The organism is Phenylobacterium sp. (assembly GCF_025351295.1).
In the GTDB taxonomy this organism is placed as follows: Bacteria; Pseudomonadota; Alphaproteobacteria; order Caulobacterales; family Caulobacteraceae; genus Phenylobacterium.
Window position 1 is genome coordinate 44263 of record NZ_JANXWD010000064.1, and the last position, 20962, is coordinate 65224.

The 20962-nt window shown below is 69.3% G+C and carries 23 protein-coding genes; 11 read left to right on the forward strand and 12 right to left on the reverse strand.

Annotation, left to right across the window (positions count from 1 at the left end):
- Nucleotides 1-342: a hydroxyisourate hydrolase gene (gene uraH / locus Q0R13_RS09630; protein ID WP_293903004.1), complete on the reverse strand. Its 342-nt coding sequence runs from the start codon at nt 340-342 to the stop codon at nt 1-3.
- Nucleotides 343-451: 109 nt separating this feature from the next.
- On the opposite strand from uraH, the gene puuE reads away from it, so the two are divergent.
- The 4 genes from puuE to alc are packed head-to-tail and all read left to right on the forward strand — an operon-like array spanning nt 452 to nt 3647.
- Complete coding sequence (gene puuE / locus Q0R13_RS09635; protein ID WP_293903007.1) at nt 452-1360, forward strand: allantoinase PuuE; 909 nt, start codon at nt 452-454, stop codon at nt 1358-1360.
- Nucleotides 1350-2162 (forward strand): dienelactone hydrolase family protein, encoded by an 813-nt coding sequence (locus tag Q0R13_RS09640; protein WP_293903010.1) that lies wholly within the window; start codon nt 1350-1352, stop codon nt 2160-2162. Before puuE ends, Q0R13_RS09640 begins: the two co-directional genes overlap by 11 nt.
- Nucleotides 2159-2638, forward strand: a complete 480-nt coding sequence (gene uraD, locus Q0R13_RS09645; protein ID WP_293903013.1) for a 2-oxo-4-hydroxy-4-carboxy-5-ureidoimidazoline decarboxylase — start codon at nt 2159-2161, stop codon at nt 2636-2638. The genes Q0R13_RS09640 and uraD overlap by 4 nt, the downstream gene beginning before the upstream one ends.
- Before the next feature lie 13 nt (nt 2639-2651).
- A complete protein-coding gene (gene alc, locus Q0R13_RS09650) occupies nt 2652-3647 on the forward strand; it encodes an allantoicase (protein ID WP_293903016.1) in 996 nt (331 codons plus the stop codon).
- Nucleotides 3648-3653: 6 nt separating this feature from the next.
- Here alc and Q0R13_RS09655 read toward each other — a convergent pair whose 3' ends face one another.
- A complete protein-coding gene (locus tag Q0R13_RS09655; protein WP_293903019.1) occupies nt 3654-4106 on the reverse strand; it encodes a type II toxin-antitoxin system VapC family toxin in 453 nt (150 codons plus the stop codon).
- Nucleotides 4103-4354 carry a type II toxin-antitoxin system prevent-host-death family antitoxin gene (locus Q0R13_RS09660; protein ID WP_293903022.1) on the reverse strand — a complete coding sequence of 84 codons (252 nt, stop codon included), beginning with the start codon at nt 4352-4354 and terminating at the stop codon, nt 4103-4105. The genes Q0R13_RS09655 and Q0R13_RS09660 overlap by 4 nt, the downstream gene beginning before the upstream one ends.
- Before the next feature lie 228 nt (nt 4355-4582).
- Between Q0R13_RS09660 and Q0R13_RS09665 the strand changes: the two genes are divergently transcribed.
- Entirely contained in the window at nt 4583-5296 is a 714-nt protein-coding gene (locus Q0R13_RS09665; RefSeq protein WP_293903025.1) for a TetR/AcrR family transcriptional regulator, read from the forward strand.
- Nucleotides 5263-5766 carry a bifunctional 3-hydroxydecanoyl-ACP dehydratase/trans-2-decenoyl-ACP isomerase gene (gene fabA, locus Q0R13_RS09670; RefSeq protein WP_293903070.1) on the forward strand — a complete coding sequence of 168 codons (504 nt, stop codon included), beginning with the start codon at nt 5263-5265 and terminating at the stop codon, nt 5764-5766. The genes Q0R13_RS09665 and fabA overlap by 34 nt, the downstream gene beginning before the upstream one ends.
- Here the strand turns inward: fabA and ureG are convergent.
- From ureG to Q0R13_RS09710, 8 genes are all read right to left on the reverse strand, one after another.
- Nucleotides 5750-6427 (reverse strand): urease accessory protein UreG, encoded by a 678-nt coding sequence (ureG, locus tag Q0R13_RS09675; protein ID WP_293903028.1) that lies wholly within the window; start codon nt 6425-6427, stop codon nt 5750-5752. The two genes, fabA and ureG, sit on opposite strands and share 17 nt — an antisense overlap.
- A complete protein-coding gene (locus Q0R13_RS09680; protein WP_293903031.1) occupies nt 6424-7080 on the reverse strand; it encodes an urease accessory protein UreF in 657 nt (218 codons plus the stop codon). Before Q0R13_RS09680 ends, ureG begins: the two co-directional genes overlap by 4 nt.
- Nucleotides 7070-7525: an urease accessory protein UreE gene (locus Q0R13_RS09685; RefSeq protein WP_293903034.1), complete on the reverse strand. Its 456-nt coding sequence runs from the start codon at nt 7523-7525 to the stop codon at nt 7070-7072. The genes Q0R13_RS09680 and Q0R13_RS09685 overlap by 11 nt, the downstream gene beginning before the upstream one ends.
- Nucleotides 7526-7574: 49 nt before the next feature.
- Nucleotides 7575-9281, reverse strand: a complete 1707-nt coding sequence (gene ureC, locus Q0R13_RS09690) for an urease subunit alpha (RefSeq protein ID WP_293903037.1) — start codon at nt 9279-9281, stop codon at nt 7575-7577.
- A 13-nt stretch (nt 9282-9294) separates the two neighbouring features.
- Complete coding sequence (locus Q0R13_RS09695; protein WP_293903040.1) at nt 9295-9600, reverse strand: urease subunit beta; 306 nt, start codon at nt 9598-9600, stop codon at nt 9295-9297.
- Nucleotides 9597-9722 (reverse strand): hypothetical protein, encoded by a 126-nt coding sequence (locus Q0R13_RS09700; RefSeq protein ID WP_293903043.1) that lies wholly within the window; start codon nt 9720-9722, stop codon nt 9597-9599. Before Q0R13_RS09700 ends, Q0R13_RS09695 begins: the two co-directional genes overlap by 4 nt.
- Before the next feature lie 226 nt (nt 9723-9948).
- Entirely contained in the window at nt 9949-10251 is a 303-nt protein-coding gene (locus Q0R13_RS09705; RefSeq protein WP_293903046.1) for an urease subunit gamma, read from the reverse strand.
- Between the two features lies 1 nt (nt 10252).
- Nucleotides 10253-11086, reverse strand: a complete 834-nt coding sequence (locus tag Q0R13_RS09710; protein ID WP_293903049.1) for an urease accessory protein UreD — start codon at nt 11084-11086, stop codon at nt 10253-10255.
- A gap of 212 nt (nt 11087-11298) precedes the next feature.
- Between Q0R13_RS09710 and Q0R13_RS09715 the strand changes: the two genes are divergently transcribed.
- The 4 genes from Q0R13_RS09715 to Q0R13_RS09730 all read left to right on the forward strand — a co-directional run bounded on the left by Q0R13_RS09715 (nt 11299) and on the right by Q0R13_RS09730 (nt 17991).
- Nucleotides 11299-12555, forward strand: coding sequence for a GTP cyclohydrolase II (locus tag Q0R13_RS09715; protein ID WP_293903052.1), 1257 nt, complete (start codon nt 11299-11301; stop codon nt 12553-12555).
- Between the two features lie 80 nt (nt 12556-12635).
- Nucleotides 12636-13805, forward strand: coding sequence for a DUF1688 family protein (locus tag Q0R13_RS09720; RefSeq protein ID WP_293903055.1), 1170 nt, complete (start codon nt 12636-12638; stop codon nt 13803-13805).
- Nucleotides 13806-13813: 8 nt separating this feature from the next.
- Nucleotides 13814-14443, forward strand: coding sequence for a uracil phosphoribosyltransferase (upp, locus tag Q0R13_RS09725; RefSeq protein WP_293903058.1), 630 nt, complete (start codon nt 13814-13816; stop codon nt 14441-14443).
- A 179-nt stretch (nt 14444-14622) separates the two neighbouring features.
- On the forward strand, nt 14623-17991 hold the full coding sequence (locus Q0R13_RS09730; protein ID WP_293903061.1) for a carboxypeptidase regulatory-like domain-containing protein: 3369 nt from the start codon (nt 14623-14625) through the stop codon (nt 17989-17991).
- Nucleotides 17992-18393: 402 nt separating this feature from the next.
- Here the strand turns inward: Q0R13_RS09730 and Q0R13_RS09735 are convergent, their stop codons facing one another.
- Nucleotides 18394-19566 (reverse strand): CoA transferase, encoded by a 1173-nt coding sequence (locus Q0R13_RS09735; protein WP_293903064.1) that lies wholly within the window; start codon nt 19564-19566, stop codon nt 18394-18396.
- A 103-nt stretch (nt 19567-19669) separates the two neighbouring features.
- On the opposite strand from Q0R13_RS09735, the gene Q0R13_RS09740 reads away from it, so the two are divergent.
- Nucleotides 19670-20926 (forward strand): TetR/AcrR family transcriptional regulator, encoded by a 1257-nt coding sequence (locus Q0R13_RS09740; RefSeq protein WP_293903067.1) that lies wholly within the window; start codon nt 19670-19672, stop codon nt 20924-20926.
- Nucleotides 20927-20962 lie beyond the last annotated feature (36 nt).

Below are 20962 nucleotides of genomic sequence, written 5' to 3' on the forward strand. Positions count from 1 at the left end.
TCAGCAGCCCCGGTAGGTGGAATAGCCATAGGGGCTGACCAGCAGCGGCACGTGATAGTGGCTGGCGGAGTCGGAAACGCCGAAGTCGATCGCCACCACGTCCAGGAACGCCGGCTCCGGCAGGGCGACGCCCATGTCGCGGAAGTACTCGCCGACGTCGAATTCCAGCCGGTAACGGCCCACCGCCAGGGCCTCACCGGTCAGCAACGGCTGGTCGCAGCGGCCGTCCATGTTGGTGATCGCAGAGGCCACCGGCTCGCCGCCGCGCGTCAGGCGCAGGCTCACCCCGGCGGCCGGGCGGCCGTGCATGGTGTCGAGGACGTGGGTGGTCAGGCCGCTCATCTGGCTTCCGCTTCGCAGCCGCCCAGAATCGACCCTGAGGGTCGCAATTGCAACCGTGGCCCAGGATTGCGACGGTGCGGCCCAATAGAAGCCTGCTAAGCGGTCAGACATGCCCGACGCCTACCCCCGCGACCTCATCGGCTACGGAAAGGATCCGCCCCACGCCCAATGGCCGGGCGGCGCGAGGATCGCGATCCAGCTGGTGCTGAACTACGAGGAGGGGGCGGAGACCTCGGTCCTGCACGGTGACCCGGCCTCCGAGACCTTCCTCTCCGACATGATCAATCCGGCCCCCGTCGTCGGCGCGCGGCACATGAGCATGGAGCAGATCTACGAATATGGATCCCGCGCCGGGGTCTGGCGCCTGCTGCGCCTGTTCGAGCGCTACGGCGTGCCGGTCACGGTGTTCGGCGTGGCCATGGCGATGGAACGCAACCCCGCGGTCGTGGAGGCCATGCTGGCGGCCGGCCACGAGATCGCCTCCCACGGCTGGCGCTGGATTAACTACCGGGACATGCCGGAGCGGACCGAGCGCGAGCACATGAACCGCGCCATCGACGTCCACAAGCGGCTGACCGGGGAGCGGCCGCTGGGCTGGTACACCGGCCGCACTAGCCCCAACACCCGCCGCATCGTCGCCGACGAGGGCGGGTTCCTCTACGACGCCGACGACTATTCCGACGATCTGCCGTTCTGGACGACGGTGAATCGTCGGCCCCACCTGATCGTGCCCTACACTCTGGAGGCCAACGACATGCGCTTCTCCGGGACCGGGCTGAACACCGGCGAGCAGTTCTTCTCCTACCTTAAGGACGCCTTCGACGTGCTCTACGCCGAGGGCGCGGACCGGCCGAAGATGCTGAGCGTCGGCCTGCATTGCCGCATCGTCGGGCGGCCGGGCAAGATGGCTGGGCTGGAGCGCTTCATCCGCTATGCGCTGGACTACCCTGACGTCTGGTTCGCCCGTCGGGTGGAGATCGCGCGGCACTGGCGGGAGGTGCATCCCCATGCCGGCTGAGTCGATAGCGTTCCGGACGTCCTATGTTTCGTTCGCGACCCATGCCGAGCCGCCGCTGACCGTGGCCGGGCGGCTGCAGGTTCCGCTGACTGAGCCAGGCGCGCCGCCGTCGCGGGTCCCGGCGGTGCTGATCTGCCACGGCTCGGACGGGGTCGATGGGCGCGGCGCGCTCCACGCCGCGGCGCTGAACCGGGCCGGGATCGCCACCCTCGAGGTCGACATGTGGGCGGCGCGCGGCACGGTGCGCGGGGCGACCGGGCGGCCATCGTCGGTGCCGAAGACCCTGCCGGACGCCTTCGCGGCCCTGGCCTTCCTGGCGCGCCAGCCGGAGGTCGATGCGGCGCGGGTCGCCATCCTGGGCTTCTCCTGGGGCGGGGTGGTCAGCCTGCTCAGCGCCACCCGCGCCAACGCCGACGCCCTGGCCGAGCCCGGGACCGCCTTCGCCGCCCACGCCGCCTTCTACCCCGCGCTCTGGAGCTACAACCGCGCCCCGGGCCACGACCTCCGCGACCTGACCGGCGCGCCGGTGCTGATCCAGGCCGGCGCGGCCGACGCCTATGACGACCCGCAGGCGTGCGAAGCCTTCCTGGCCTCGCTGGCGCCCGCCGACCGCGCCCACGTCACCCTGGTGGTCCACGACGGCGCCACCCACGCCTTCGACCGCGACCTGCCGTCCAAGGTCATCCACGATCCCTACGCCCACAAGGGCAAGGGCGGCCCCGTGCTGTTCGAGTTCAACCCCAAGGCCACCGCCGACGCCCAGGCGCGGCTGGTGGATTTCCTTGCGAAGGCCTTTGCATGAGCGCGCCCAGCAGCCTGTCGCGCGCCGGGTTCCTGGCCCGCTATGGCTCGGTCTATGAGGCCTCGCCCTGGGTGGCGGAGGGGGTCTGGCCCGATCCGCCGGACGACCGGGCCGCTCTGGCCACCGCCATGGCCGCGGTGGTCGACGCCGCGCCGCGCGACCTGCAGCTGACCCTGATCCGCGCCCACCCCGAGCTGGCCAGCCGTGCGCGCATGGCCGAGGCCTCGGTGAAAGAGCAGGCCGGCGTCGGCCTCGACCAGTGCAGCCCCGCCGAGTTCGAGGCCTTCCAGCGCTTCAACGCCGCCTACAACGCCCGCTTCGGCTTCCCGTTCATCTTCGCGGTGAAGGGCGCCACGCGCGCCGACATCCTGGCGGCCTTCGAGGCGCGCCTGGGCAACGCCCCCGACACCGAGTTCGCGACCGCCATCGCCCAGATCCACCGCATCGCCGGCTTCCGTCTGGCCGACCTGCCTTAGAGGACGCCTCCCCGTGGACGCTCAACTGTTCGACGACCTGCGCCGCCAGTACGTGGACCTCGCCCAGCCGCGCCTGGGCTCGGAGGTGGTCTTCGCCACCGACGAGTTCTTCGCCGACAAGGCCCGGCTGATCGACCCCGCGCCGCCGGTGTTCATTCCCGGCAAGTACGACGACAACGGCAAGTGGATGGACGGCTGGGAAAGCCGCCGCAAACGTGTCCCCGGCCACGACTGGTGCGTGATCCGGCTGGGCGTCGCGGGCGTGGTGGCCGGCTTCGAGATCGACACCGCCCACTTCACCGGCAACTATCCGCCCGGCGCCGAGATCGAGGTCTGCCGCTCGGACGAGGCCAACCCGGAGACCGGCTGGAGCAAGATCACCCCGCGGCTGGACCTGAAGGGCGACGACCGGATCTATGTGCCCGTCGAGCACGCGACGCCGATAACCCATGTCCGCTTGCACATCCATCCTGACGGGGGCGTGGCGCGGTTGCGGGTCTGGGGCCGGGTGGACGCCGACTGGAGCAAGGTCGGGGCCGACGAGACCATCGATCTGCTGGCCATGGCCTGGGGCGGGCGCGGGATCATCGCCAATGACGAACACTATGGCGCGGTGAGCAACCTGACGGCGCCGGGCCGGGGCGTGAACATGGGCGACGGCTGGGAGACGCGCCGCCGCCGCGAGCCGGGCCACGACTGGTCGGTGCTGGCGCTGGGGGCCTTCGGCAAGGTCTCTGAGATCGTCGTCGACACCGCCCACTTCAAGGGCAACTACCCCGACCGCTGCTCGATCCAGGCCTCGGCCCGCGCCCACGGAACCCCCGCCGAGATCGGCGCCCAGGCCGAGACCTGGCCGGTGCTGCTGCCCGAGGTGAAGCTGAGCGCCGACACGGTCCACACCTTCAGGGACGAGCTGGCGGCCATGGGCCCGGTGCGGTTCGTGCGGCTCAACATCTATCCGGACGGCGGGGTGAGCCGCCTGCGGGTGATGGGGACGCTGGTACGGTAGGAAATGTCAGGACGGCTTCCTGCTGGCAAGACCGTAGTTGAGGAGGCGAACCCGCACGCCAAGTTCCTCGGCGGCCGCGGCTAGGCGCCGGTCCATGGTGACAAGCAGGTGGTCGCCGCGGCGACAGATGGCGGCGTGCAGAGCGTCCGGCGTCCGCAGCATCAGCTCGAACCGCCTGACGAAGATATTGGCGAGCCGCACGTCGGAGGCTTGCAGATCGACATCCTCGGTCGCCACGGCGCGCCAGGCGTCGAAGTCGGACAGCCGCGCCATGGCGTCGTCACGCTCCAGCACCCCCGTCCGCACCAGGCGCGACAATGCCGACGCCACCTCTGCGGCCGCGAACTCGCCGATCATCAGCGCCTCGCCGGCCGAGCCGATGAAATTGTCGATCGCGCGGCTGCCTGGTTCCTCGACCAAGGTCGGCAGGATGGCGCTGGCGTCGAGATAGGCGCTCACCCCGTTGGGTCGTCATAGAGCTGGTTCAGGAGTTCGACCGAGGTGAGGCCGACACCTTTGCGGGCCAGGCGACGCGCGCGAAGCCAGTCGTAGGACGCCGGCGCGGCGGTGCGAGCGACCGGCGCCAAAGGCCTGAGTTCCGCGACGGGCTTGCCGTGGCGGGTGATGACGACCTCTTCTCCTTCCAGCGCCTTGTCGATCAGACGCGGAAGACCGGTCTTGGCGTCCGCGACGCTGTAGGTGGTCATCGGCTCACTCCTGAATACGACCATATTCATGGTCATTTTCTGACGCGAAGTCTAGCGTCTCGGCTGTGTGCCTTAAGGCGCCATCGCCGTACTCGTGTTGCCCTTTCTGCCCGCGAAACCCCGCCTATTGGGTACGCAGGGAGACTGACATCCGCTTTGCGCTTGTACTCACCGCCGCCGTGGGACTAAATTGAATTCAATTCAAGAATGAGCCTGGTCATGAGGACCATGAAGATCGGCGCACCGGAGCGGTTGGTCCGGGCCGCCCAGGAGGAGCTGATCCATAGCCATGGCCTGCTGGAGATGCAGGCGGTCGCGAAGCGGGCGAAGGTCTCGGTCGGGCTGGCCTACCACCACTTCGGATCGAAGGCGGGGTTGATCGCCGCCGTTGTGGAAGGCTTCTACAATCGGCTGGAGGACGTCGCGTTCAGCCCTTCGAAGCTGGTCGCGTCGGACTGGGCGGGTCGCGAGAAAGAGCGGATCGCCGCCTATATCTCATTCCACTACGACCATCCGTTTGCGCCGCTGGTCGTGGGCCCGTTGAGCCGCGCGCCCGAAGTGCTCGACGTCGAGCAAGCCTTCACCCGCCGGCAGTTGACGGCGGGCGCATACAATCTACGAGCGGGTCAGCGTGATGGCGTCATTCCCTCGTACCTCGATCCGCGTCTCACGATCGCTCTGATGATCGGCGGTATCCGCCAGGCGCTGATCGGCGCGTTGACCAGCAGCCATCGGCCTGACCGCGCCGAGTTGACCGACAAGATATGGATCTTTGTCGCGGGCGCATTGCGCCTGCCGGCAAGCCTGGCGAGAGCCGAATCGCCGGCGACCGGGTCGCCTCACGACAAGACTCCGGAGCTCAAGTCAGAAGGGAACACGACGCCGTGGCCGATCCACACGAGTTTCACATATCGAAGTCGAGCTACACGAAAGACGACCTGATCCTCTCCGGCCGGGGCGGATATTTCGGTCCTGGCAATGCGCAACTGCCGGCGCCGCCCATGCTGATGATGGACCGGATCACGGAACTCAGTCTGGGCGGCGGTGAATTCGGCAAGGGTCACGTCGTGGCCGAGTTGGATATCACGCCTGACCTCTGGTTCTTCGACTGTCACTTTCCGGGCGATCCGGTCATGCCGGGCTGCCTTGGGTTGGACGCCATGTGGCAGGTGCTGGGCTATTGGCTGGGCTGGTCGGGTTCGCCGGGCAAGGGACGCGCCCTCGGTGGCGAAGTCAGGTTTCGCGGTGACGTCACGCCAGAGACCCGGCTGGTGCGCTATGAGGTGAGCATGCGGCAGGTGCGGCGCGGCCAGCTTGCCCTGGGCGTCGCGAACGGTCGGCTGTTTGCGGACGGCGTCTGCGCCTATGTCGCGACCGATCTGCGAGTCGGAATGATCAGGCCCACGCCCTGATGCCCGCGCCGCCATTTTCCACATTTCCGGACGGCGGGGTCAGCCGGCCGCGCGGCAAGCCGCCGGCTCGGGCGATGAACGCCACGATCTCATCGACCCCTTCCAGCCGCGTCAGGTCAGAGAACACATAGGGCCGTTCGCCGCGCGCCCGCTCGGTGTCGGCGGCCATCACCGAAAGGTCCGCCCCGACATGCGGCGCGAGGTCGGTCTTGTTGATGATCAGCAGGTCGGAGCGGGTGATGGCCGGGCCGCCCTTGCGGGGGATCTTCTCCCCCTGGCAGACGCTGACGACATAGAGAGTGAGGTCGGCCAGGTCCGGGCTGAAGGTGGCCGCCAGGTTGTCGCCGCCGCTTTCGATGAAGATCACGTCCAGGTTCGGGTGCCGGCGATTCAGGTCGGCGATGGCGGCCAGGTTCAGGCTGGCGTCCTCGCGGATGGCGGTGTGCGGGCAGCCGCCGGTCTCGACGCCCAGGATGCGGTCGGCGGGCAGGGCCTGTAGCCGGTTGAGGATCAGGGCGTCCTCCTGGGTGTAGATGTCGTTGGTGACGACGGCGATCGACCAGCGGTCGCGCATGGCCTTGCACAGCTTCTCCACCAGGGTGGTCTTGCCGGAGCCGACGGGGCCGCCGACACCGATGCGCAAGGGTCCATGCGAGCTCATGAGATGAACAGCCTTCCGTCCAGGGTCTCGTGCCGCATGGCGGCGATATCGGAGAGCAGCGCGGCCGAGCCCAGGTCCTCCAGGGTCGACGCCGCCGCGCGGGCGGCGGTGCGCAGGATCACCGTCTCCAAGCCGGCGATCACCGCCACGGCGTCGGACTGGCCCAGCGGGATGGCGCGGACCGCGACGCTGGTCAGGTTGGCCGCGAAGGCGTGCAGCCACGCGGTCAGCGCCGGCTCGAGCGGAATGCCCGCCGCCCCGGCCGCCGCGCCCACGGCGACCGGATAGGCCGCGCGGATGATCGGCGGTGGCTGCCAGGCGGCGACGGCGGTCAGGAAGGCCTCGCCCTGGGCCAGGGTCTCGCGGCGGCGCTCCAGGGACGGGGCCAGGGCCTCGGCCAGCTCCGCGATCTCGTCGAGGGCGACGTGGTCCTCGCCGGTCACCGCCGTCCAGGCGGCGCGCGCCAGCACGGCGTCGGTCCAGCCGGAACCGTGCTCCAGCACGCCCATGATCCAGCCGGAGAGGCTCCTGGCGTCGGTGACCGCGCCCTCGCGGATGGCGGTCTCCAGCCCGTGCGAATAGCCGAACGCCCCGACCGGAAAGGCCGGCGAGAGCCAGGTCAGGAGGCGGAGCAGGCGGGCCTCAGTGGGCATGGTCGTGCGCCCCGTGGTCCTGATAGGCGCCGCCTTCGGGATCGAACGGCGCTTCCACCTCGCTGACGTGGGCGCCCTGGTGCTCCAGCATGTGGGCGATGACGTGGTCGCGGCGGATCAGGATGCGGTCGGCGAACACCTGCGCCGCCAGGTGCCGGTTGCCGATGTGCCAGGCCAGGCGCAGGAGGTCGGCCGGGCTGTGCGCGCGGACCTCCAGCAGCGGCTCCAGCCTGGCTGTCACCCGCACGATGCCCCCGCTCGGCAGCACCAGCCCGTCGCCATCCTTGAGGTGCGTCGCCTGGGCCAGGTCCAGCAAATATTCGGCCCCTGACGCCCCGGTCAGCACGATCCGCCGACGATGGCGGCCGTCATAGTCCAGGGTGACGCTGTCGGCCGGGACGTCGTTCCACGCCCCCGCGGGCAGAATGTCGGTGATGGTGGTCACGACGCGCCGCCCCACCGATCGTCAGGTTTTTGGAGTGGGTGAGTGCGCATCAAAACAGAAAATACCTCTGCGCCATCGGCAGCACATCGGCGGGTTCGCACGTCAGGATCTCGCCGTCGGCGCGGACTTCGTAGGTCTCCGGGTCGACCTCGATCACCGGCGTCGCCGAGTTGTGGATCATCGAGGCCTTGGTGAGGCCGCCGCGGGTGTTGCTCACCGCCACCATCTCCTTCTGCAGGCCCAGCGCCGCCGGTAGCCCGCGCTCGATGGCGAGGCCCGAGGTGAACACGACAGACGACCGGGTCAGCGCCCGGCCATAGGCCCCGAACATCGGCCGGTAGTGTACCGGCTGCGGCGTCGGGATCGAGGCGTTGGGATCGCCCATGGGCGCCGCCGCGATGCTGCCGCCCAGGATCACCAGGTCCGGCTTCACCCCGAAGAAGGCCGGGCTCCACAGCACCAGGTCGGCGCGCTTGCCGGGCTCCACCGAGCCGATGTGGGCGCTCATGCCGTGGGCGATGGCCGGGTTGATGGTGTATTTGGCGATGTAGCGCTTGACCCGGTTGTTGTCGGCGGCGCCGTCGCCGGGCAGCGAGCCGCGCTGCTTCTTCATCTTGTCGGCGGTCTGCCAGGTGCGGATCGCCACCTCGCCGACCCGGCCCATGGCCTGGCTGTCGGACGAGATGATCGAAAGCGCCCCCAGGTCGTGCAGGATGTCCTCGGCGGCGATGGTCTCCTTGCGGATCCGGCTCTCGGCGAAGGCCACGTCCTCCGGGATTGACGGGTCCAGGTGGTGGCAGACCATCAGCATGTCGAGATGCTCGGCCAGGGTGTTCCTGGTGTAGGGCCGGGTCGGGTTGGTGGACGAGGGGATGACATTGGCCAGCCCCGCCACCTTGAGGATGTCCGGCGCGTGGCCGCCGCCGGCGCCCTCGGTGTGGAAGGCGTGGATGGTGCGGCCCTTGAAGGCGGCGATCGTGTCCTCGACGAAGCCGCTCTCGTTCAAGGTGTCGGTGTGGATCATGCACTGGACGTCGTGGTCGTCGCAGACGCTGAGCGCGCAGTCGATCGTGGCCGGCGTCGTGCCCCAGTCCTCGTGCAGCTTCAGCGCGCAGGCGCCCGCCGCGACCTGCTCCACCAGCGCCTCGGGCCGGGCGGCGTTGCCCTTGCCGGAGAAGCCCAGGTTCATCGGGAACGCCTCGGCCGCCTCGATCATCCGCTGCAGGTGCCAGGCGCCGGGCGTGCAGGTGGTGGCGTTGGTGCCGGTGGCGGGGCCCGTGCCGCCGCCCAGCATGGTGGTCATGCCGGCCATCAGCGCCTCTTCGATCTGCTGCGGGCAGATGAAGTGGATGTGCGCGTCCATGCCGCCGGCGGTCAGGATCTTGCCCTCGCCGGCGATCACCTCGGTGCCGGGGCCGATGACGATGGTGACGCCGGGCTGGACGTCCGGATTGCCGGCCTTGCCGATGGCCAGGATGCGGCCGTCGCGCAGGCCCACGTCGGCCTTCACGATCCCCCAGTGGTCGACGATCAGGGCGTTGGTGATGACGGTGTCGGCCGTGCCGGAGGCGCGGGTCGCCTGGGACTGGCCCATCCCGTCGCGGATCACCTTGCCGCCGCCGAACTTCACCTCCTCGCCATAGATCGTGAAGTCCTGCTCGACCTCGATGAACAGGTCGGTGTCGGCCAGCCGTACGCGGTCGCCGGTGGTCGGGCCGAACATGTCGGCATAGGCGGCGCGGCTGATGCGAGCCATCAGGCGTGTTCCATCAGAGGGGACCCATCACGTCTTGCCGGAAGCCATAGACGATGCGCGCGCCCAGCAGCGGCACGAGGGTCACCTCGCGCTCCTGGCCGGGCTCGAAGCGCACGGCGGTGCCGGCCGCGATGTCCAGCCGCTGGCCGCGCGCGGCTGCGCGGTCGAAGCGCAGCGCCGGGTTGGTCTCGAAGAAATGATAGTGGCTGCCCACCTGGATCGGCCGGTCGCCGGTGTTGGCCACGCGCAGGGTCGTGGTCGGCTGCCCGGCGTTCAGCTCGATGTCGCCCGGGGCGGTGATGACCTCGCCCGGGATCATTTGCGGGCCGTGGCCCGGATCCAGAACCAGCCGCCGGCCAGGATGGCGACAACTAGGCCGGCGAAGGCGATCTGGTGGTCCGGCTGGGTCGCCAGGTGATGCATGGCCTGCGCCACGGTCATGTGCTCGTGGTGGCCTGGGTGGGCGAGGGCGGGGGTGGCGATCAGGGCGGCGGGCGCGATCCCGAATGCTGTGCGGCCCCAGCACCCCCTCCACCCTTCGGGTCGCCCTCCCCCGCAGGCGGGGGAGGAACTATAGCCACTCAGTTCCTCACCCGCGAAGCGGGGGAGGGGAACCACGAAGTGGTGGAGGGGGCGTGGAGGCCGTGTGAAGTGCATCGCATAGTCCTCAGCGGATCGGGTGGTGGACGGTCACCAGCTTGGTGCCGTCGGGAAAGGTGGCTTCGACCTGGACGTCGTGGATCATGTCGGCGATGCCCTCCATGACCTGGGCGCGACCGACCACGTGCGCGCCGGCCTCCATCAGCTCGGAGACCGCGCGGCCGTCGCGGGCGCCCTCGACCACGAAGTCGGTGATCAGGGCGATGGCCTCGGGGTGGTTCAGCTTCACGCCGCGGGCCAGCCGGTTGCGCGCCACAAGGGCGGCCATGGCGACCAGCAGCTTGTCCTTTTCGCGCGGCGTCAGGTTCAACTCAGGTCCTCCAGACGCGGGGTAGGGGACGGCCGTCGCGCAGCACCTCCAGCGCCGGGAGCAGGGCCTGGCGCAGGGCGAACCCGTCCGCGGCGACCACTCGGGCGAACAGCTTGCCGTCGAAGGCGCTGGCCCCGCCGGTTGGACCCAACGCGGCACGGAGCGGGGCCAACAGCCGCTGCCCGTCGTCCGCCAGCAGCAGCATCGAAGCGAAGGCCCGGCCGCCGGCCAGCATCGGCGCCTTGGCGGTCACCTCGGCGATCGGCCCATCCAGCCGCAGGTCGTCGGCGAACACCAACCGGCCCGCGCGGCGGATGCGCCAGCGGTCGTGCAGGGCGCCCACGCGCACCGTCTCGCCCATCGCCGTGCGGCCGAGCACGACGGCCTCCACGGCCAGCAGTTCCGCGCCTTCGCCCAGGTCCGCCTCCAGCCGCCGGCTGAGCGCGCCGCCGTCGAACAGGATGGTCTCCTGCGGCAGCCAGTCCAGCCGCGCGCCATCGCCCACGGTCACCGCGACCCGCTGCTCGGCCACGCCGTCGCGCGCCCGGTAGACCTTTTCGCAGGCCTGGGTGGACAGCGTCAGCTGCGCGCCGGCCCCGACCTCGGCCGTCCAGGCCATCCGGTCGCCGCCGGTCAGGCCGCCGGAGGAATTGATCAGCACCGCCTCCAGCCCCTGGGCGCTGGCGTCGCGCGGCAGGCGGATCTTGCCGCAGCCGTCCTGATACAGCCGCGCCAGCCGGGTGGTCGGCCCATCGGCGACCACGGCGATGCGCCCCGCGCCGCGGGCGCGTTGCAGGACGGTCAGTTCCGGAAGAGACGCAGGCCCCTGAATCACCGGCACACCCTGAGGCGGTCGCACGAGGTGTCCAGACAACGCTGAGGCGAGCCGCCCCGTCAACGCCGGGCGCCCAAGTTTTGGGCGCCGTCGCGCGGTCTCCCTTCAGAGATTCTTGCCATCTCAAGCGCCTAGGATCATGCTCCGGGATCAAAGGCCCTGCGCCGGCGAGCCCGCGCGGGGCCTTTTCGACTCTGGAGGTTTGCTCGTCCATGTCCGGCAACAGGACATCGCATATCCGCCTCACCTCGCACCCGGGCGCGGGCGAGACCAACCGCTTCCCGATCAGGTGGGACGCGCCCACCGCCCGCGAGCGCGGCCCGGTGGTCGCCACGGCCAACGCCGGCCCCGACCGCAATGCTATCGGCGCGCACGGCGGGGCGTATTCCATCTATCGCGCGCTCGCGGTGGCCTCCGGGGCCATGGACCCGCTGGTCCGGCCCGAGCTGCACAACACCTATCCGGTCACCCCGGTCGGCCCGCACCCGCAGTGGAGCGAGCCCGGCAAGATCGTCTCGCTGGACCCCTGGGGCGCGCGGATCGCCGAGGACTTCGCCCCCGAGATCGCCGAGGGCGTGGATATCCGGCCCTCGATCGCCGTCACCAAGGCGCGGATCACCCTGCCGGAGATCGCCGAGGCCATGCGGTCCGGCCGGCTGGTCGCCGACGGCACGGTCCTGCATGAGACCGGCGACGTCGCCGTCACCAAGGCCGCCATCGACCCGGTCTGGCATCTGCCCGGCGTGGCCGCCCGGTTCGGGGTCGACGAGCAGCAGCTGCGCCGCACCCTCTTCGAACAGACCGGCGGCATGTATCCGGAGCTGGTCACCCGGCCCGACCTGCAGGTGTTCCTGCCGCCGATCGGCGGGATCACGCTCTATATCTTCGGCGACGCCACCAAGCTGGGCGACCGGTCCGTGCCGCTCACCTGCCGCGTCCACGACGAGTGCAACGGCTCGGACGTGTTCGGCTCCGATATCTGTACCTGCCGGCCCTACCTGACCCACGGGATCGAGGAGGCGACGCGCCAGGCGCAGCAGGGCGGCACGGGCCTGATCGTCTACAATCGCAAGGAAGGCCGGGCGCTGGGCGAGGTGACCAAGTTCCTGGTCTACAATGCCAGGAAGCGCCAGCCGGGCGGCGACCAGGCGGCCACCTACTTCGAGCGCACCGAATGCGTGGCCGGGGTGCAGGACGCCCGCTTCCAGCAGCTGATGCCCGACATCATCCACTGGCTGGGCATCCGCCGGATCGACCGCTTCGTCTCCATGTCCAATATGAAGTACGACGCCTTGGTGGCCGGCAGGATCGAGATCGGCGAGCGCGTGCCGATCCCCGACAACCTGGTCCCCGAAGACGCCAGCGTGGAGATGGAGGCCAAGAAGGCGGCCGGCTATTTCACGCCACAGGGCGCGCCGAGCGAGGAAGCGCTGGCTCGCGTGGTCGGGCGTGACCTGAAGGAATTCTAGGCTGCGCAAAAGCGCTTTTCATTCTCGATCGCCATCCCCGGCCTTGTGCCGGGGATGGCGAGCCAGTTTTTGGGATCAAGGTGACGAATTCGGACGAACAGGCGGCCCGCGCGCTTCTCTCCGCCGCCGCGGTGCGGCGTCGCGCGCACGAACTCCTCGCCATCGCCCTCGACGGCCGGCTGGCGGACTGGCGGATCGACCTCTTACGGCTGGAGGCGGCGGCCGACCTGACGGTCGAGACGGTGCGGCTGAACTATCCCGACCTCAACGTCCCCTTCCACGCCCGCTGGCGGCACTTCACGGCCGCCGGGCGCGATCTGTGGGCCGAGGCGGACAAGCCCACCGACCCGACAGCGCAGGGCCGGGCAGCCTTCGACCTGGTTATCCCCTCGGTGCTGCTGGACGCCGGCGCCGGGGCGACCTGGCGCTACCACGACACGGCGACCGGCGCGGTGCTCGGGCGGTCGGAGGGCCTCGGCGTGGCCTCCCTGCGGCTGTTCGAGTCTGGCGCCCTGTCGTCCGACCCCGGCGACCCCCTGCGCGCCGACGCTCTGGGCCAGGTCGACGCGGCGACGATCGCCAGGGCCTTCCAGGTGACTGACGCCAACCCCCTGGTCGGGCTGGAGGGCCGCGCAGCCCTGCTGCGCCGCCTGGGCGAGGCGGTCGGCCGGCCCGGCGCCCTGTTCGACATCATGGCCCGCCATGCCGACAATGGCCGGCTGCCGGCGCCGGTGATTCTGGAGGTGCTGCTGCAGGCCCTCGGACCGATCTGGTCGGGGCGGCTCAGCCTGGGCGGCATCCCGCTGGGCGACTGCTGGCGCCATCCCGCGGTCGAGGGGTTCGTCCCGCTGCACAAGCTGTCGCAGTGGATGAGCTATTCGCTGATCGAGCCGCTGGAGGCGTCGGGCATCACCGTCACGAACATCGATGGGCTCACGGGCCTGGCCGAATACCGCAACGGCGGCCTCTTCGTGGACACCGGCGTGCTGGTGCTCAGGAATCCCGAGGACGCCCGCATAGCCCATCCCGTCGACAGCCCCCTGGTCGTCGGCTGGCGATCCCTGACCGTCGCGCTGTTGGACAAGCTGGCGCCGATGGTGCGCGAGCGGCTGGGTGTGACCGCCAAGGCCTTCCCGCTGGGCCGCGTGCTGGAGGGGGGCTCCTGGGCCGCCGGCCGGCGCATCGCCGCCAGCCTCCGTCCCGACCTGTCCCCGCCCATCGCCGTCATCAGCGACGGCACCGTCTTCTGAGGAACCCCATGCAGGGCGTCACCGTCGTCGACCATCCGCTGGTGCAGCACAAGCTGACCCTGATGCGCAAGAAGGACACCTCCACCCGCACCTTCCGCCAGCTGCTGAAGGAGATCGGGGCGCTGCTCTGCTACGAGGTCACCCGCGACCTGCCGCTGGAACTGATCGAGATCGAGACGCCGCTGGCGACGATGCAGGCGCCGCAGCTGGTCGGCAAGAAGCTGGTGTTCGCGGCCATCCTGCGCTCGGGGATGGGCATGCTGGAGGGGATGCTGGACCTGGCGCCGGCCGCCCGCGTGGCCCACGTCGGCCTCTACCGCGATCCCGTCACGCTCAATTGCGTGGAATACTATTTCAAGGCGCCGCTCGATATCGCCGAGCGGACGGTGATCGTCATCGACCCCATGCTGGCGACTGGAAACACCGCCATCGCCGCCGTCGATCGCCTCAAGGAGGCCGGCGCGAGGTCGATCCGCATGGCCTGCCTGCTGGCCTCGCCGGAGGGGATTTCGAAGTTCCAGGGCCACCACCCCGGCGTGCCCCTCTGGACGGCCGCCGTGGACGAAAGACTCAATGATCACGGCTACATCCTGCCTGGCCTGGGCGACGCCGGCGACCGGATGTACGGCACCAGGTGACGCACCCTGCCTGAGCACTTTCGCGGCGCGGGCGCCCAGGCTTGAGGCATTTGGAAGGGCGGCGGGCGTGGTCGTTCTGTCATGAGTTTTTGAGGTCGCCGTCGCAAATCCGGGGTAATTGAACTGTCACTGAGAGTCGGCGCTTTCTGGCCGGGTCGGGGACTATGGGGAATAATTCGATGAGCTTGAGAAGGTATGCCGCCGGAACGGCGTGGGCAGTGCTTGCGGCGGCGACCGCCAGCGCGGCCTATGCGCAGGAAACCACCTCGGCGGTGCACGGCACCGTGACCTCCGGCGGCGCGCCGGTCAGCGGCGCGGCGGTCGTGCTGCTGCACACGCCCTCGGGCACGCGGGCCACCACGTCGACCCAGTCCTCAGGCAATTTCGACCTGCGCGGGCTGCGGGTCGGCGGGCCGTACACGGTGACCATCACCTCGGCCGGGCAGACCAAGACGCTGAAGGGCGTGTTCCTGCAGGTCACCAAGACCGAGAATATCGACATCGACCTGGCCGAGGTCGAGGAACTGGTAGTCACCGGGACCACCACGCGCAATTCCGACCAAGGCCCCAAGACCGTGCTCTCCCGCCAGGACATCGCCTCGGTGGTCAGCGTCGCGCGCGATCCGCGCGACCTGGCGCGACGCGATATCCTGGTCGCCCAGGACCTTTCCGGGGGCCGGGCCGGCGCCAACGCCAGCGGCATCTCGATCGCCGGCTCCAATCCCCGGTTCAACCGCATCACGGTGGATGGCGTCTCGGCCCAGGACCAGTTCGGCCTGGCGCAGGGCGGCCTGACCACGGCCCGCGGCCCGGTGACGCTGGACGCCATCGAGCAGTTCGCGGTCTCGGCCGTGCCGACCGACGTCGAGAACGGCGACTTCCAGGGCGGCGCGCTGAATATCGTGCTGCGCTCCGGAACCAACGACCTGCACGGCACGGCCTTCGTGAACTATCTGAACGAGGGCCTGGTCGGGAAGCACATCAGCGGCCTGCGGGTCAAGCAGGTCATCAGCCAGCACAACTACGGCGGCTTCCTCTCGGGCCCGCTGATCAAGGACAAGCTGTTCTTCGCGATCAGCTACGAGAACTACACCACCATCGACCCGACGCTGTTCGGGGTGGCGGGCTCGGGCGCGCCGAACGCGTTTGCCAACGGCCTGACCCAGTCGACCATCGACGGCGTCGTGAACACCTTCAACACGACCTACGCCGACAAATACAGCCTGGGCGGCATCCCGCTGACGGCGCCGGTTACGGACAAGAAGTATTCGGCGAAGATCGACTGGAACATCAACGACCGGCACCGGGCCAGCCTGACCTACCGCTACGCCTCCTCGTCCTCGATCCAGCGGACCGACCTGGGATCCACCACGGCGACCCTGTTCTCCCACTGGTACACGCAAGCCAACCGGGACGACGCGGTCACCGCCGAACTGCACGACAACTGGACCGACCAGTTCTCGACGACATTCAAGGCCACTTACCGCGACTACCGCAACGGCCAGAACCCGCCCGGCGGCCAGAATTTCGCCGACGTCCAGGTCTGCACCGCGCCGGTGTCGGATGCCACGACGACCAGCTGCGCGGCCGGGTTCTCGTCGGTCCGCTTCGGCCCCGACCAGTTCCGCCACGCCAACTCGCTGGACGAGCAGGAGGTCCGCCTCCAGGGCCTGGCGGAGTACACCCTGAATGCCCACCACTTCAAACTGGGTGTCCTGGCGCGCAAGGCGGAGGTGTTCGACATCTTCGTGCCGCAGTCGCACGGGCTCTATTATTTCGACTCCCTGGCCGATTTCAACGCCGGCAAGGCCAGCCGCCTGACCTACCAGAACGCCATCAGCGGCAACCCGCGCGATGCGGCCTTCGACAGCGTCTACTGGACCTATTCCGGCTTCGCCCAGGACACCGTCGACGTCACCGACGACCTGAGGGTCAGCGCCGGTGTGCGGTTGGAGACCTACAACGAGCCCGACCGGCCGACGCTCAACCCCAACTTTACCGCCCGCAACGGCTACGCCAACACCAAGACCATTGACGGGCTGTGGCTGGTCATGCCGCGGATCTCGGCCGACTGGAAGCCGAAGCCCGGCCTGAAGATCAGCGGCGGGGCCGGCCTGTTCGCCGGCGGCACGCCCGACGTGCTCACGGGCACGCCGTTCTACAACAACGGCTTCCAGACCAATACGATCGACATTCAGCGGAACGCCTCAGGCCTGTTCTCGGACGCCAACAACACCACCGGCGCTGGCTTCACCCAGGCCATTGGCGCGGCCGCATTGAACGGCCTTCAGGGCAGCTCCACGGTGTTCGTGACCCCGGGTTCCGCGGTGGTCGCCTATCAGCAGGGCAATGTGCCCGGCTCCACCGGGGTTCCGCCGCTGTCCCCGGTGTTCGCCCTGTCGCCCAGCTTCCGGCTGCCGGGCCAGTGGAAGACCTTCGTCTCCGTGAGCTACGATTTGCCCGACCTGTGGCACGGCGTCACCGATGGGATCCGGATCACCGGCGACCTGGTCACCAGCGAAGCCAGCCACGAGATCAGCTACTACGACAGCCGCTCCCAGCCCCTGCTGATCAACGGCGTCCAGCAGTTCCTGCCGGACGGACGCATCCGCTACGACGGACTGTCCGCAACGACCCCGGGCAAGACCTCGACGAACTTGGGCGGCAGCAACGACATCATCGTCACCAACAAGAACAAGGGCACGTCCTGGACCGCGGGGGTCACGATCTCCAAGAGCTGGGACTTCGGCCTCGACGCGTCGTTCGGCTATGCGCGGCAGAACCAGGACGACCTGGGCCCGGGCCTGTTCTTCGGCACCACGGCCGGCTCGCTCTACGCCAGCGTCCCGGCCTTCCTGGACCCGAACTCCGACTACACCGGCCGCTCGGTCTACGAGATCAAGAACCGCTACAAGATGGAGGTGGGCTACGCCCATAAGTTCTACAAGGACAACGAGACCCGGATCTCGCTGTTCGGCGAGCATCAGGACGGCCGGCCCTTCGGCTTCACCAGCCAGGACCGCCAGTCGGGCCGTAGCCAGGTGTTCGGGGTGACCAAGACCGCCCAGGCGCTCTTTGTGCCGGACTTCTCGGCCGGCCCCAGCGCCACCAACCCGCTACGGTACGGCATGGTCACCTTCGCCACGCCGAACGACCTGGCGCTGTTCCGGCACTATGTGGACACCTTCCACATCCCCGCCGGGCTGGTGCAGAAGTACACCAACACCAACGCGCCGATTAACCGGGTCGACCTGCAGCTCAGCCAGGAATTCCCGACCCTGATCGAGGGCCACAAGCTCAAGGTGCAGGTGGACATCCGCAACCTGCTCAACATGATCAACCACGACTGGGGCCTGGTCGGCGAATACAACGACGTCAACACCCTGACCCGGGTCGACTGCGCCGACGCCAACGGTGTGGCCGTCGCGAGCAACAGCCCGACCTGCGTCGGGTACCGCTACTCGCAGGTGCCGACCACGGTCACCAAGACGCGCAACACCGCACTCTCGCTCTGGTACGCGCAGATCAGCCTTCGCTACCAGTTCTAGGATTGAGGGTCCGGGGTCGCCCTGCAAACGGGCGCCCCGGACCGATCCTGCCCTCGGAACGGGCGAACGGCGTCAATCCATACCCCCGGCGCCGCCCATGATTGTCGAAAGTGACGGGGGCGTCACAGTGAACAGGCCCTCTCGGGCGTTCTCCTTCCTCGACTTCGGGCCGCGCAGCCTCTGCGCGGCCCTTTCTCTTGGAAAGCCTCCTCTCCCTAGGGAAGCGAGAGGGAGAGGGGAGGGAGAGGGTCGGCGCGTGAAAGCGTGATCCGGCGGTGGTCTAGCCAGGACCCGTGCATGTCGCCGCTGCGGGTCCTTGGGTCGCCAACGGGAGAGACGCAGGGGCCCAGCCGACCCTCTCCCTACCTCTCCCTCTCCGCTTCGCGGGGGGAGAGGAGAGCGCTAAAGCACGGCCGCGATTTCGTCCGGCGTCAGACCGGCGGCCTCCAGCACCTCGCGGGTGTGTTCGCCCAGCTTGGGGGCGGCGCGGCCGACCGGGGGCGCCCCTTCGGGGAAGCGGGCCGGCGCCGCGGGGGCGCGGAATCTGCCGCCCCAGCCATCCTCGACCGTGATGAAGCAGCCAGCCTCCTCGGCCATGTCGGACGCCGCCAGTTCGGCCAGCGTGCCGAGCGGCGCCCAGGCCAGGTCGTTGCCGCTCAGCCGCTCGCCCGCCTCGGCCAGGGTCATCCCCGCGAAGGCCGTGTCGCACAAGGCGCGCACCTCGCGGGTGATCTCGATATCCATGATCGGCAGTTCGAAACGCGGGTCGGCGAGGATTTCCGGCCGGTCGATGGCCAGCATCATATTGGTGAAGCAGTCCAGGGTCCGCGGCAGCACGCAGATCCAGCGGTCGTCGCCGGTGCGGAAAAAGCCGGAGATGCCCACCGGCCGGTCGTTGCGCGGCTGGGTGGTGACCACCTGGCCGTAGCGCAGCTGCAGGGCCAGGTCCCAGCTGATGGCATAGGCGCCGGCGCGGATCAGGCTGGTCTCCACCAGCCGCCCACGGCCGGTGGAATGGCGCTCGTGCACCGCCGCCAGGATGGCCGCGACCGTCGAGATCGCCGTCACGTGATCGCCGAACCCGGGGCGGGACGGGAAGGGCTCCTGGTCCGTCGGGATCATCGCGCGGGCGACGCCGCTGTGGGTCCAGAAGGCGGTGATGTCGAAGGCCGGGACGTCGGCCGCCGGCCCGGTCAGGCCATATCCGGTGACGGCGGCATAGATCAGCCGCGGGCACTCGGCCTTCAGGCTCGCATAGTCCAGCCCCAGCCGCTTCATCGATCCGGGCCGGACATTGGTGACGAAGATGTCGGCCTGGCGCAGCAGGGTCTTGAGCGCCTCGCGGCCGGCCGGCCGGGCGATGTCCAGCATCACTCCCTTCTTGCCGCGGTTCTCGTTGGTGAAGATCGGATTGCCGGGGCTCTCGGCGGTGTCGGGCTGGAAGGCGCGGGTGGCGTCGCCGGCCGGGCTCTCCACCTTGACCACCTCGGCGCCCCAGTCGGCCATCACCGCCGCGCTGCTGGGGCCGGCGACCCAGGTCGACATCTCCACGACCTTCAATCCCTGAAGCAGCATCGTCGTCCTCCACACCACGCCGTGCGCAGGTAACCGTGACCGAGCCGGTAGGACAACACGCTGACGGATGGAGATGCGATCCGAAGTTCGCTAAGACAGGGTGATGGGGACAACCGTTGACGATGGGGCGCCGTCCGACAGTCGGGCCGAACGCCGCGTTCCGACCCGCCGCTACGAGGCCAAGCGCAGCGCCATCGTCCGCTCGGCGGTCGAAGAGCTGAACCGCAATGGCGTGCGCGGCATGACCCTGGGCGACGTGGCCGCCCGCCTCGACCTGGTGCCCACCGGGGTCATCTATTACTTCCGCAACAAGGAGGAGCTGGCCGCCGCCGCCTTCCTGAAGGGCCTGCTGGCCTATGAGGAGCTGATCGCCGCCAGCGCGGGCGGGGCCAGCGACGAGGGGCGGCTCGCGGCCTTCATCCACGCCTATTTCGACCATGCCCGCCAGGTCGACCAGGGCGAGGCCGACCCGTTCCCGGTGTTCAACGACGTGCGCGCGCTCAACAGCGCGCCGGTCAACGCGGCCTATGTGGAGATGTTCCGGCGCTTCCGCGGCCTGCTGGCCGCGCCGCAGGTGTTGCCGCGCCTGCACCGCAACGCGCGGGCGCACATGCTGCTTTCGCAGGTGTTCTGGATCCCGGCTTGGCGGCGCCAGGTGGAGGCGGCGGATTATCCGCGGACCGCCCAGCGGGTGGTGGCGATCCTGGCCCATGGGCTGATCGGGCCGGCCAGCGGCTGGCCCACGGCGCGCCCGCTGTGCCTGGCGCCGGAGGGGGGCGTCAGCGCCACCTCGTCGTCGGAGCTGTTCCTGCGCGCGGCGACCGGCCTGATCAACGACGAGGGTTACCACGGCGCCTCGGTCGAGCGGATCTCGTCGAAGCTGAACGTCAGCAAGGGCGCGTTCTACCACCACAACGAGACCAAGGATGAGCTGGTGGTGGCCTGCTTCCAGCGCACCTTCGACATCATGTGGCGGGCGATCCATGCGGCCGAGCGGGCCGGCGGCTCGGGGCTGGAGGTGCTGGTCTCCACCGTCTGCGCCCTCATCGAGCACCAGACCGGCGGCAGCGCGCCGCTCCTGCGCACATCGGCCCTGACCACGGTGCCGCTGTCGATCCGGACGGGCCTGATCGAACGCTTCGACCGCATCTCCTACCGTTTCGCCTCGATCCTCTGCGACGGCATCGCCGACGGCTCGGTGGCCGCCGTGGACGTCAACGTCGCCTCCCAGATGATCACCGCGGCGATCAACGCCGCGGCCGAGCTGCACTATTTCACCCCCGGCCTGGAGCCGGCGACGGTGGTCGACCACTATGTTCGCCCGCTGTTCGAGGGCCTGGTCTCGCCGCCGGTCGGATAGGCCGGTGACTTTCAGCCGTTCGCGATGTCGCGCCCC